This window comes from Paracoccus shanxieyensis, assembly GCF_009711265.1.
Classification (GTDB): domain Bacteria; phylum Pseudomonadota; class Alphaproteobacteria; order Rhodobacterales; family Rhodobacteraceae; genus Paracoccus; species Paracoccus shanxieyensis.
The window spans coordinates 172061-184582 of sequence record NZ_WMII01000002.1 but is presented as its reverse complement, the minus strand read 5'-3'; the positions used below and the strand labels follow the sequence as shown (position 1 = coordinate 184582).

The window sequence follows — 12522 nt, the reverse complement described above, 5'->3', positions numbered from 1 at the left end:
CGTCGACGGACGGGTGAAGTCCAGGCCCATTCAAACAACTCTCCTCGTGAACAAAAACAGGTCAGGCAACCGGCAGGACAGGTCGAGTTGTCAGATCGTCACCTTCCCGAAACTGTCCCGAAGAGCCGCAGACCATGCCGCCGACATTGCCATGAAGGCGGGGTCTCCGTCCAGTATGCGGCGACGCAAGCCAATGCGCAGGCTGTCTTTTTCGATGACGGCAAGATCCAGCGGCATCCCCACCGACAGATTGGATCGCAAGGTCGAATCCATCGACAGAAGCACCGCCTTTTGCGCATCCGCCAGACTGGTATCGGGGCGCACCACGCGGTCAAGGATCGGCTTGCCGTATTTGTGTTCGCCGATCTGCAGAAAGGGCGTGTCCTCGGTTGCCTCGATGAAGTTGCCCTGCGGATAGATCAGGAACAGCCGCATGTCGCCGCCCCGGCGCTGGCCTGCGACGATCATGCTGGCGCTGGCCTGCTGGCTTAATTCGCGGGTCTGCTCGGCGATCTCGCGGCGGGTGGTGTTCAGCGTCTCGCCGATCATGGTCGCGACCTGCAACATCGAGCCGGTCTTCATGATCGAGGTGGTCTCATCGGCATCGGGATCGTCGATCGCCTCGCGCAGGCGGCCCAGCGTGGTCTGGGTGACCGACAGGCTGCCTGCGGTCATGATGGCGATTACCCGCTCGCCCGGTTCCTCGAAGAAGAACATCTTGCGATAGGTCGATATGTTATCCAGCCCCGCATTGGTGCGGGTATCCGACAAAAGCACCAGCCCGGCATCCAGCTTCATGCCCACGCAGTAAGTCATCGCGCGCCCTTCAAGATGATCCTGACCGAGACATAAATTCCGCCGCGACGCCGCGCAATATGGCTGAAAGTTGGTTATTGCTCTTCGACGTGGACGCGGACATCCAGACTTTCCGCGCCGGTGCCGAAGGCCATGCCGCGCACCGGGGCCGCGTCCTGCGCGTCATAGCCCGATCCCAGCCGCACATAGCGTTCGTCCGGGCAGCAGGCATTGGCCGCGTCGAACCCGACCCACCCCAACGCGCCGACATGCACCTCGGCCCAGGCGTGGGCTGCGTCATGCGGCTGGCCGTCCTGATCGGAATGCAGATAGCCCGAGACATAGCGCGACGGCAGCCCGCGCACCCGCGCGCAGGTGATCAGCGCATGGGCATAATCCTGACAGACCCCCTGCCGCTGTTCCATGAACTGCGCAGCCGAGGTCTGCGATTGCGTCACGCCCGGCACGAATTCGGCCATCTCGCCGATGGCGGCACTAAGGCGGTGCGCCAGATCCAGCGTGTCCTGCGCCTGAACCGAATGCGCCAGTTCGGTCAGCGCCTCGTCCGGCTTGGTCGCGACCGTTTCGCGCAGATAGACCAGCGGATGCACCGTCTCGCGGTGGCCGCGCAGGACGCCTGCCGTGTCGCGGGTCTCCACCAGCCCGTCGATGCTGACCCGCACCGTGCCGATGGGGCCGCGCACGGTCCAGCCTTCGATCCAGTCGCCCGCACCGTCGCGGAAGGCGGCGCCGCGCTGGCCGCCTTCGACCAGAATGCGCCAGTCGCCGACCCGCTGCCCTTCATGCGAAGATGGCGTCAGCCGCAGGCTTTGCACCAAAGCCTCGACCGGAGTGTCATAGCTATAGGCGGTTTCATGGGTGATCTTCAGCCTCATTGCGCTCCCCTCACATCCGGCCGCTGAAATAGTCTTCATGCACCGCGTTCGAGATGGCGCCGATCTCACCGATGAACCATGTCAGGAATTCGTGCAGGCCCTCGTCGAAAATCGCCTCGATATCGCGGGCCATCAGCGATTCCAGCGTCTGCCGCGCCTGTTTCGACGCAGCCGAGGGCACGTCTTCGCCATAGCGGCGCACCAGCCCGTCAAGGTTCCACACCGCCTCATACAGAGAGGTTAGCAGCGAACGCGGGCTTTCGCCGTTCAGGATCAGGAAATCCGCGACCTTGGCCGCCGTGATCTCTCCGCCGTAAGCCCAGTGAAAGGACCGATGCGCCGACAGCGCGCGCAGGATCACCTGCCACTGGTAATTGTCCAGACCCGAGCCGACGAATTCCACCCGCGGCAGCAGCACGTAATACTTCACGTCCAGCAGCCGCGATGTCGCGTCGGCGCGCTCCAGCGAATAGCCCAGATTGATGAAGTGCCAGCCGTCATTGCGCAGCTGCGTGGCATTGATCGCGCCGCGCACCGTGGAGCTGTGGCGCGTGGTGAAATCGGTCAGCATTGCCGTGTCCAGCTTGTCGCGGGGCTGGCGCTGCAACTGGCGCAATTCCTGATAGGCGGTGTTCAGCGCGTCCCAGACCTGACTGGTCAGCGCGGTGCGCACGATCCGCCCGCCTTCGCGCGCCCGTTCAAAACAGGATACGACCGAAGACGGGTTGCCCGTGTCGAAGAACAGCCAGCTTTCGATGTTTTCCTGATTGATCTGATCGCCATAGCGTTCGGCAAAGGGGATCTGCGCCCCTGCCGCCCGCAGCAGCGATTCCCATTCATTGCGATAACCTTCGTCGGTATTCGGCAGCAAGGTGATGCGCGCGCCCACATCCAGCAGACGGGCGGCGGTATCGGCGCGTTCCAGATGACGTCCCATCCAGAACAGGTTCGAGGCAGTGCGGCTTAGCATATCGTGACCCTTATTCCGACAGAACCCAGGTGTCCTTGACCCCGCCGCCCTGCGACGAGTTCACCACCAGCGATCCTTCCCTCAGCGCCACGCGGGTCAGCCCGCCCTGCACCAGTTCGACCCGGTCGCCACACAGGCAGAAGGGCCGCAGATCGACATGGCGCGGGGCCACGCCCTCATCAACGAATGTCGGGCTGGTCGACAGCGCCAGCGTCGGCTGGGCGATGTAATTGCCGGGATTGGCCTTGATGCGCAGCGCGAACAGGTCGATTTCGGCCTGCGTCGCCTTGGGTCCGATCAACATCCCGTAACCGCCCGAGCCATGCACTTCCTTGACCACCAGATCCTTCAGGTTGTCCATGACGTATTTGTAATCGTCATCCTTCCACAGCGTCCAGGTCTGGACGTTCTGCAAAAGCGGCTCTTCGCCCAGATAGAAGCGGATCATTTCCGGCACGAAGGTATAGACCGCCTTGTCATCGGCCACGCCCGCACCGGGGGCCGAGGCGATGGAGACCCCGCCCGAACGATAGACATCCATCAGCCCCGGTACGCCCAGCATGGAATCCTTGCGGAAACACAAGGGGTCAAGGAACGGATCGTCGATCCGGCGATAGATCACATCGACGCGCTTTGGCCCCTGCGTCGTGCGCATATAGACAAAGCCGCCATCGACGAACAGATCGCTGCCTTCGACCAGTTCCACCCCCATGAGGTTGGCCAGAAAGCTGTGCTCGTAATAGGCGCTGTTGAAATGGCCTGGCGTCAGGATGACGACCGTCGGCGCGCCCTCGCATTTCGCGGGCGCGACCGAGGCCAGCGTGCGGCGCAAGAGTTCGGGATATTGGTCCACCGGCTCGATCCGGTTGCCGCGGAACAGTCCGGGGAACATCCGCATCATGATCTCGCGGTTTTCCAGCATGTAGCTGACCCCCGAGGGGGTGCGGCAATTGTCTTCCAGCACGAAGAAATCGTCGCGGCCGGTGCGCACGATGTCGATGCCGACAATATGCGAAAACACGCCGCGCGGCGGGACGATTCCGACGCAGGCCTTTTCATAAGCCTCGTTCTGATAGACCAGCTTGGCAGGGATGCGACCGGCCCGGACGATTTCGCCCCGGCCATAGACATCGCGCAGAAAGGCATTCAGCGCCCGCGCGCGCTGCTTGATGCCGCGTTCCAGCTTGCGCCATTCGCTTTGCAGAAACACGCGCGGCATCATGTCGAACGGGATCAGCCGGTCCGGGTCGCCGCCCTCGCCATAAACGGCGAAGGTGATGCCGATGCGGCGAAACAGCGCCTCGGCCTCGGCCTGCTTCATCTGCCGGATCTCGGAGGGCATGGTTTCCACCCAGTCCGACAGCATCGCATAGGGTGCGCGAACCGCCTGCCCGTCCAGCATCTCATTGTAATACATCGTTACCCCGCTCTCCCTCACCTGCTTATGATCTTGGCAATCGGGCAGGCGGTGTCCACAGGCGCAACCGTAATGACATGACCGAAGTTCCCAGTTGATATGCAGCAAGGCAAACAATGCCTGCATTTTCAGCAGATTGCGGACGTGCCCATGCAGCCGCCCGCACCCGCCGGATCACGCGCGGGTCAGATGAAGGCCAGGTCGTTTGAAAGTGCTGAAACGCTTGCCAGATTCTCGACCGTCAGGGTGTGGCCATTGCCGAAATTGAACACCACATCGCCGTTCACCACGTTTGCCGATTGCAGAACCTGCGCCACGCTGCGCGGCGCATTGCCCCAAAGCGCGTCGTCGATCTGGATCGTGTCGATATTGTCCTGAAAATCGCGGATCACGTCCCGGCCGCTGTGGAACATGAACGTGTCCTGCCCCGCACCGCCGATCAGCGTGTCATCGCCGCCAAAGCCGCCCAGCCGGTCATTGCCGCCATAGCCGCGCAGCAGGTTGCCGACGGCATTGCCGATCAGGATGTTCGACAGCGCATTGCCATCGCCATTCTTCAGGCCCGGCCCGGTCAGGCGCAATTCCTCAAGATTCGCGCCAAGCTGACGGCTGATGGTCGAGATCACGATGTCATGGCCGCCATTCGCCGCCTCGACGATCACATCGCTTGCATCGACGTGATAGGTATCATTTCCGGCGCCGCCGACCACGGTATCGCGCCCCGCCCCGCCCATCAGAATATCGTTGCCCGCGCCGCCCATGATGCTGTCATGCCCGGCATTGCCCCAGATCGTGTTGTTTGCGCCATTGCCGATCAGCACGTCATTCCCCGACCCGGCCCGCAGGTTCTCGATGACGGTCCCCTCCATGATCGAGATATTGCCGATCAACCCATAGGCGTTCGAGATCCCGCCCGCGGCCATGTTGATGCGCTGGTTCGTGGTGTCGCTGCCCAGATCCAGCGTATCCAGACCGCCGCTGTCAAAGACCGTGAAGGTGATCTCGTCGCGGGTGGGCCCCGCCAGCAGCCGCGAGATCACCGCGTAATTCCCGCCCGCATTGCTGTTTTCGCCATACACCGTATTGCCGCCGCGCAGATGCGCCGTGCCATACAGATCGCGGATCGCCGCGATATCGGCCATCATCGCCGACATGACATAGGCATAGCTGGCATTGATGAAGGTGTTGTCGTCCTGACTGAAATAGGACATCACCGTCGCCTGCCAGCTGTCGTTCTGGTAATGATTGTCGACGCCGTATGTCGCGGTCGAGTTGTAGTTGCCCGCGTGGCCCAGACCCAGCGCATGGCCGATTTCATGGATATAGGTCTGATAGCTGTAGCTGGCGAAGCTGGAGCCATAGCTGTTCAGCCAATCCGTCCCGACATTGACAAAGGAACTGCTGATCGTGCTGCCCCAGACCTGCGAGGTCGAATAGGCCCCGCCGTCGCTGTCGTCGAAGACGATATCGGCATTGGCACCGCCATTGGCGACAAAGCGGATGCCGCTGACATCTGTCCATGCGTTCAGCGCGGCCATGGCCAGCCTGCGGCCATCGGGCGTCAGCGCCGAGACATCGACGCTGAGCGTGCCGCCCGGATCCACGTCAAAGGATCTGCGGCTGCGCCCCGTGCCTTCCCAATAGCCATCGGTCAGCTGCGCGGCAATCTGATCGGTGGTGAAGACCGGGCGCACGGGCTGCGAAAAGCGGGTCAATGTCAGGCTGTAATTGCCGACATCGGATGCATCGTAACCGCTGGCCTCAAGAAAGAAGGTCGCGTTCTGCGCCACGGTAAAGACCAGCCGCGAGTTATAGCCGACCGCGCCGCCATCGTCGTCATAGGCAACCTGCACGCCGCTGGCATTCATCACCCGCAGATAGGGGTCGCTCAGCGCCGATGCGCCACGCCCGTCCAGCGCAATGACATAGGTTCCGGCCTGCAGACTGACCCGCACCCAGTCCTCGTCGCCAAAGCTCAGATTGCCGTTGAAGCTGTCGCCGACATTCATGGAATAGGGCGTGCGGACCGTGGCGGGCGCATCCGTCGTCTCGGTGCGGATCGCGCGCGAAATCGGGTCCGAGGGGCTGGCGGAGAAGACCGCATCCTCGGCGCTGGCTCGGGTAAAGGTCATGAAAAACTCCTGCTAATGAAGGATCAATGCGATGTGACGCCGGCCTTGTCCAGCAAGGTCCGGGCAAAGCTTTCGATCTGGGCGGTGGGCAGTTCGGCGCGGTCCATGACGGTCAGGGTTCCGGTCTGGCCACGTTGGCGCTGGCCTTGCCGGATCACATCCATGCTGGCCTGTATTTCATCGCGTCGCGTCGCATCCGCGATCAGCACAAGCTGCATGGGTGCATCTGGGGCGATGACATGTCCGCGCCGCAGCAATTCGTCATGAACGGCGGCGCAAAGACGCTGCGCCTGCGGGCTGCGGGTTTCGCAGATCAGCGATACCGAAGGCGCGGCTTGGGCCATGGTGCAGGCACCAGCCCCGACAACCGCGATGACAGCCAAACCGACCAAGGCATCACGCATGTGAAAATCTCGTTAACCCACAGGCCCGAACATCGGGTTGACCCAAGCGTAACCCGGCCCGCCATGCGGGATCAACGACGGAACCCGGCGCAGCCCGAACCACGCGGTGACCTGCGGCACCAAAGCATCGGCCGAACCACGGCCAATGCGCGGCCCAAACCCGGAATGTCAGGAAAACTTGTCGAAAATTCTGGATATTATCAGACTCCCGTTTCGCGTCATCCGGGGGCAAGCTTACGAAAAGGTAACCATTTCGCTCTAGGACTTTGCTGAAGTCCAAGACGTAAGGGAATCATGATGCAGATGACGTTGCTGCCACAGCAAGACGGTATGACGATTCGCGTGGATGAGTCCCGTCTGGACGCCGCCATCGCGACGGCGTTCAAGGACAGGGTGCGCAATCTTGTTGCGCATTCCGGATCAAGTGTCGTTCTGGACCTGACGCCGGTTGATTTCATGGACAGTTCCGGCTTGGGCGCGATCATCGCGATCTACAAATCCCTGCCGACCGGGCGGCGGCTGGAACTTGTCGGGCTGTCGCCGAATGTCGAACGGGTGTTTCGTCTGACGCGCATGGACACGGTGCTGTCGATCCGCGCCCGCGACCCCGACCAGCCCGATCCCCGACCGGAGGCCGCAGAATGAGCCTGCATACCGCCCCGATACAGGACCGGCTGCGTATCTCACCCAACCGGCGCCAGCCGATCTTCCATCGCATCTTCCGCGCCGATCCGGTCACCGTCCGCGATGCGCTGGTCTTCATGCGCGAACGCTTCGACGGCAGCGCCGGGGATGAGGTGATCTCGCGGCTGGAACTTGCCTTGGCCGAGGTGCTGAACAACATCTGCGAACATGGCGCCCGCAGCGAGGCGCAGCGCCTTGGCGGGCGCGTCCATTCGCCGCTGATCCATCTGTGCGTGGTGCGTCATGTGGGCGGCATTGCCTGCGCCGTCACCGATGACGGCAAGCCGCTGCCCCCGGAATGTCTGGACCCGCGCACCCTGCCCTATATCGACGTGACCTCGGACGAAGACGACGCGATCATGCTGCTGCCGGAAGGCGGGTTCGGCTGGTATCTGATCCAGGACCTGACCGCCTCGCTCAGCTATTTCCGCGAAGGTCGCAGGAATTTTCTGGCGTTCATCGTGCCGGTGGAGGCGCTGCCCGAGGGCGATCTGGACTGGACCGATGACGCAGCCATGTCGACCGCCGGACACGCCTGAACGCGGCCTGATATCCGCCGGACGCCTCCGCTCAGTTCAGACCGAACTGCAACGGATAACGGCCATCCTCGAACTCGCCGAACATCTCGTCGACTTCCGGATGCTCCAGCGGCTCGCCAGACACATCGGGCAGCAGGTTCTGTTCGGACACATAGGCGACGTAATAGGTCGCCTCGGTTTCCGCGAACAGGTGATAGAACGGCTGATTGCGGGACGGGCGCGATTCCTCGGGAATGGACTCGTACCATTCCTCGGTATTGGCGAATTCCGGGTCCACATCGAAAACCACCCCGCGGAACGGATGTTCGCGATGGCGTACGACCTGACCCAGACTGTATTTCGCCGTTCTCGACGGAATCCGCATTTTGATGTTCCCGCTTTGTCGCGCTCATAACGCGACATGGCCGTGCTGTCCACCATGGCCCGCGGTTTCGCGCCCAAACCCGCGTGGCGTCAGCCCGGCGGCAGCGTCTCGCCCGGCTCAAGCTTCACCGTGGACAGCGACATCTTGGCAGAGCCTTCGGCCAGTTCATTGCCATGCGCCAGATAGACCAGCATCTGGTTTTTCTCATCATAGATGCGCTTGACCCGCAGCGATTTGAACAGCAACGAACGCGAGGCGCTGAACACATCCTCGCCCTTCGGACCTCGCTGGATATCGCCGATCCGGATCGGACCGGTCCGCGCGCATTCGATGGCCGAATTCGACGGATCCTCGAACCAGTTGCCCTTTTTCAGCCGGTCGAACACCGAGCGGTCGAAATAGGCCAGATGGCAGGTGACGCCCGCAACCTCGGGATCGGCAATGGCCTCGATGATGATATCGTTGCCGGCCCAGTCGACGCCGACCTTACCGACCGTATCGGCATGGGCGGGCAGCGCAAGAAACGCCAGAAAAACAACCAGATGACGCATCGCGACCTCATGCAGTAACGGATCGCTGCAGGATGCGCCGCAACAAGGCGCGCTGCAAGCCGGGTTCAGCCGACCGGGGCCGCCTCATGCGCGACCGGGACGCGTCCGGCCTCGGTCAACTGATGCAGGCCGGTTTCGTCAAAGACCACCACGCTCAGCGGACCGCCATAGGCCGCGCCGGTGTCAATGGCCAGCCGGTTGCCGAAATGCGTGACCCGGTCCACGACCGTATGGCCATGCACGACCAGCGCACCGTGATCGCAGGCATTGTCCAGAAACCCCTTCCGGATCCACAGCAGGTCATGCTCGGTCTGATCCTCCAGCGCCACGCCCGGCCGCATCCCGGCATGAACGATCACGGCACCGTCGATCCGGTGATGCAGCGGCAGCGCGTCCAGCCAGTCCACATGCGCCTGCGGCACGGCACGGAGCGTATCGGCCAGCACATCGGCATGACTGCGCGTCCCGCGCTCGACCCCGTATGAGGCCAGCGTCGGCGCCGCCCCCAGATTCTGATGGTCCAGCCAATGCAACCCCGAGGCAAGCCCCGGATCGATCCAGCCCGGCTGCTGAAGGAAACGCGTCAGGAAGCGGTCATGGTTGCCCTTCAGCACGATCCATGGCCGACCCTCTGCCTGCCCGCGCATCAGATGATCGACGACACCGCGCGAATCGGGGCCGCGGTCGATCAGGTCGCCGACATGGACGATCTGCCCATCGCCGCCCTGTGCCCCGTCATCCTCGGCGATCCGCGCATGCACCGCCCGCAACAGTTCAAGCTGGCCATGGATATCGCCGATGACATAGGTCCGCATGATCGCTCCGACAGGAAAAGGCCCCCGGGAGTGTCCCCCCGGAGGCCTTCAAGTGCAAGGTTCAGATCTCGAAGTTGATCGGGCGCACTTGCAGGAACTTGCCCGTGGCCTTCAGCGCCTCGATGGATTCGGGCTTCAGCTCCTCATCCAGATACAGGATCGCGATGGCATCATCGCCCGATTTGGTGCGGCCAAGGGTAAAGTTCGCGATATTCACGCCCAGATCGCCCAGCGTCATCCCCAGCGCGCCGATCACACCCGGCACGTCGCGGTTGCGGGTATACAGCATATGCGCGCCGATCTCGGCATCGACATTGATGCCGCGGATCTGGATGAAGCGCGGCTTGCCGTCGCTGAAAACCGTCCCCGCGATCGAACGTTCGCGCGTTTCGGTGACCACCGTCGCCTTGATATAGCCGTCGAACACGCCGGTCTTGGCCTGCGTCGTCGTCGCCACCTGCACACCACGCTCGGTCGCCATGACCGGGGCCGAGACCATGTTCACATCCGGGTTCGTCGCCTTCATCACCCCGGCGATCACCGCGGCATTCAGCGCCTTCAGGTTCATTTCGGCGGCAACACCGTCATACAGCACGTTGATCGCCTTGATCGGCTCATCGGTCATCTGGCCGATAAAGGCGCCAAGATGGCCCGCCAGCTTGATCCACGGCCCCATGACGGCGGCTTCCTCGGCGGTGACCGAAGGCATGTTCAGCGCATTCGACACCGCGCCGGTCAGCAGATAATCCGACATCTGCTCGGCCACCTGCAGCGCCACGTTCTCTTGCGCCTCGTTGGTCGAGGCCCCCAGATGCGGCGTCACCACCACGTTCGGCAGGTTGAACAGCGGGCTTTCCGTCGCAGGCTCGGTCGCGAACACGTCCAAAGCCGCCCCGGCCACATGGCCCGATTGCAGCAGTTCTGCCAGCGCCGCCTCATCGATCAGACCACCACGAGCGGCATTGACGATGCGCACGCCCTTCTTGGTCTTCAGCAGGTTCTCGCGCGACAGGATGTTCTTGGTCTTGTCGGTCAGCGGCACATGCAGCGTGATGAAATCGGCCCGCGCCAGCATCTCGTCCAGCTCGACCTTCTTCACGCCCAGCTCGACGGCCCGCTCTTCCGACAGGAAGGGGTCATAGGCCAGCACCTTCATCTTCAGCCCCAGCGCCCGGTCGATCACGATCGAGCCGATATTGCCCGCACCGATGATCCCCAGCGTCTTGTTGAAGACCTCGACGCCCATGAAGCGGTTCTTCTCCCACTTGCCGGCATGGGTCGAAACGCTGGCTTCGGGCAGCTGACGCGCCACGGCGAACATCAGCGCGATGGCATGTTCCGCCGTCGTCACCGAGTTGCCAAAGGGCGTGTTCATCACGATGACGCCCTTCTTCGAGGCCGCCGGGATCTCGACATTGTCCACCCCGATGCCGGCGCGGCCGATAACCTTCAGATTGGTGGCGTTCTCCAGCAGCTTCGCCGTGACCTTGGTGGCCGACCGGATGGCCAGACCGTCATACTGACCGATGATCTCGGCCAGCTTCTCCTTGTCCTTGCCGACATCCGGCAGGTAATCCACATCGACGCCGCGATCGCGAAAGATCTGGACGGCGGTTTCCGAAAGCTTGTCCGAAACAAGAACCTTGGGCATTTCTGTTATCCTCTGGATATGCGGGACGGACGCGGCTCGGGGCCGCGGCTGCGTCTTCTCTGTTCCAAAAATACTCCGGGGGTCCGGGGGCAGCGCCCCCGGTCCGACCGGGATGTCAGGCGTCGATGTCAGGCGTCCACGGCCTGTGCGGCCAGTTCGGCCTCAAAGGCATATTCGATCCACGGCATCAGCGCCGCAACATCCGAGGTCTCGACAGTCGATCCGCACCAGATCCGCAGCCCGGCAGGCGCATCGCGATAGGCCCCGGCATCCAGCGCAACGCCGTCTTTTTCCAGCCGTTTGGCGACGGCCTTGGCAAAGGCCGCACCGTCCTTGATGCGCGCATCGGTGAATTTCAGACAGACCGAGGTGGTCGAGGCCGTGGCAGGATCGACGGCCAGATCGGCGATCCAGTCCTTGTCCGCGATGAAATCGCGCACCGCGGCGGCATTGGCATCGGCACGGGCGACCAGCGCGGCACGGCCACCCAGACCTTGCGCCCATTTCAGCGCGACCAGATAATCCTCGACGCACAGCATCGACGGGGTGTTGATCGTCTCACCCTTGAAGATGCCCTCGATCAGCTTGCCGCCCTTGGTCATGCGAAAGATCTTCGGCAACGGCCATGCGGGGACATAGCTTTCCAGCCGTTCGACCGCGCGAGGCGACAGGATCAGGATGCCATGCGCACCCTCGCCGCCCAGCACTTTCTGCCAGGAAAACGTCACCACATCCAGCTTGTCAAAGGGCAGTTCCATGGCAAAGGCGGCGCTGGTCGCGTCGCAGATGGTCAGGCCCTCGCGATCCGCCGGGATCGCATCGCCATTCGGCACCCGCACGCCCGAGGTCGTGCCGTTCCAGGTAAACACCACGTCATTGTCGAAATCGACTTCGGCGAAATCGACGATATGGCCATAATCGGCCTTGCGGACCACGGCATCCAGCTTCAGCTGCTTGACCACATCCGTGACCCAGCCTTCGCCAAAGCTTTCCCAAGCCAGCATCTCGACCTTGCGCGGGCCCAAGAGGCTCCACAGCGCCATCTCGACCGCGCCGGTATCCGAGGCCGGGACGATGCCGATGCGGTAATCCGCCGGAACGCCCAGAATTTCGCGGGTCAGGTCGATGGCTTCGGCAAGTTTCGCCTTGCCCACGGCGGCACGATGCGAGCGGCCCAAAGGCGCATCAGCAAGCATGTCCAGCGAATATTGGGGGATCTTGGCACAGGGGCCCGAAGAAAAGCGCGGATTGACCGGGCGCGCGGCCGGAACGTTCGTCGTCATAAGCTAGCCTCACAGCTATAT

At 62.7% G+C, this 12522-nt stretch carries 13 protein-coding genes; 2 read left to right on the top strand and 11 right to left on the bottom strand.

The features are described 5' to 3' along the window. Positions 1 to 90: 90 nt before the first annotated feature. The 6 genes from GL284_RS02930 to GL284_RS02905 all read right to left on the bottom strand — a co-directional run bounded on the left by GL284_RS02930 (position 91) and on the right by GL284_RS02905 (position 6614). Positions 91 to 816 carry an Ntn hydrolase family protein gene (locus tag GL284_RS02930; RefSeq protein WP_155043152.1) on the bottom strand — a complete coding sequence of 242 codons (726 nt, stop codon included), beginning with the start codon at positions 814 to 816 and terminating at the stop codon, positions 91 to 93. A gap of 74 nt (positions 817 to 890) precedes the next feature. Next, the gene (locus GL284_RS02925) at positions 891 to 1691 is read right to left on the bottom strand and encodes a transglutaminase family protein (protein ID WP_155043151.1); all 801 of its coding nucleotides are present in this window, start codon (positions 1689 to 1691) and stop codon (positions 891 to 893) included. 10 nt (positions 1692 to 1701) lie between these two features. Further along, positions 1702 to 2661, bottom strand: a complete 960-nt coding sequence (locus tag GL284_RS02920; protein ID WP_155043150.1) for an alpha-E domain-containing protein — start codon at positions 2659 to 2661, stop codon at positions 1702 to 1704. A gap of 10 nt (positions 2662 to 2671) precedes the next feature. Continuing rightward, a complete protein-coding gene (locus GL284_RS02915) occupies positions 2672 to 4078 on the bottom strand; it encodes a circularly permuted type 2 ATP-grasp protein (RefSeq protein WP_155043149.1) in 1407 nt (468 codons plus the stop codon). Positions 4079 to 4263: 185 nt separating this feature from the next. After that, on the bottom strand, positions 4264 to 6210 hold the full coding sequence (locus tag GL284_RS02910; RefSeq protein ID WP_155043148.1) for a M10 family metallopeptidase: 1947 nt from the start codon (positions 6208 to 6210) through the stop codon (positions 4264 to 4266). A 23-nt stretch (positions 6211 to 6233) separates the two neighbouring features. Next, entirely contained in the window at positions 6234 to 6614 is a 381-nt protein-coding gene (locus GL284_RS02905) for a hypothetical protein (protein ID WP_155043147.1), read from the bottom strand. Between the two features lie 330 nt (positions 6615 to 6944). Here GL284_RS02905 and GL284_RS02900 point away from each other — a divergent pair, with 330 nt between their 5' ends. Both GL284_RS02900 and GL284_RS02895 read left to right on the top strand, forming a co-directional pair. Continuing rightward, positions 6945 to 7259: an STAS domain-containing protein gene (locus GL284_RS02900; RefSeq protein ID WP_230382952.1), complete on the top strand. Its 315-nt coding sequence runs from the start codon at positions 6945 to 6947 to the stop codon at positions 7257 to 7259. Beyond that, positions 7256 to 7837, top strand: coding sequence for an ATP-binding protein (locus GL284_RS02895; RefSeq protein ID WP_155043145.1), 582 nt, complete (start codon positions 7256 to 7258; stop codon positions 7835 to 7837). The genes GL284_RS02900 and GL284_RS02895 overlap by 4 nt, the downstream gene beginning before the upstream one ends. 31 nt (positions 7838 to 7868) lie before the next feature. On the opposite strand, the gene hspQ is transcribed toward GL284_RS02895, so the two are convergent. The 5 genes from hspQ to GL284_RS02870 form a co-directional block, all read right to left on the bottom strand. Further along, the gene (gene hspQ / locus GL284_RS02890; RefSeq protein ID WP_155043144.1) at positions 7869 to 8201 is read right to left on the bottom strand and encodes a heat shock protein HspQ; all 333 of its coding nucleotides are present in this window, start codon (positions 8199 to 8201) and stop codon (positions 7869 to 7871) included. 89 nt (positions 8202 to 8290) lie between these two features. After that, on the bottom strand, positions 8291 to 8752 hold the full coding sequence (locus GL284_RS02885; protein ID WP_155043143.1) for a CreA family protein: 462 nt from the start codon (positions 8750 to 8752) through the stop codon (positions 8291 to 8293). A gap of 65 nt (positions 8753 to 8817) precedes the next feature. Beyond that, positions 8818 to 9567, bottom strand: a complete 750-nt coding sequence (locus GL284_RS02880; RefSeq protein WP_155043142.1) for a metallophosphoesterase family protein — start codon at positions 9565 to 9567, stop codon at positions 8818 to 8820. A gap of 61 nt (positions 9568 to 9628) precedes the next feature. Further along, on the bottom strand, positions 9629 to 11218 hold the full coding sequence (serA, locus tag GL284_RS02875) for a phosphoglycerate dehydrogenase (RefSeq protein ID WP_155043141.1): 1590 nt from the start codon (positions 11216 to 11218) through the stop codon (positions 9629 to 9631). A 128-nt stretch (positions 11219 to 11346) separates the two neighbouring features. Further along, on the bottom strand, positions 11347 to 12501 hold the full coding sequence (locus GL284_RS02870) for a phosphoserine transaminase (protein ID WP_155043140.1): 1155 nt from the start codon (positions 12499 to 12501) through the stop codon (positions 11347 to 11349). Positions 12502 to 12522 lie beyond the last annotated feature (21 nt).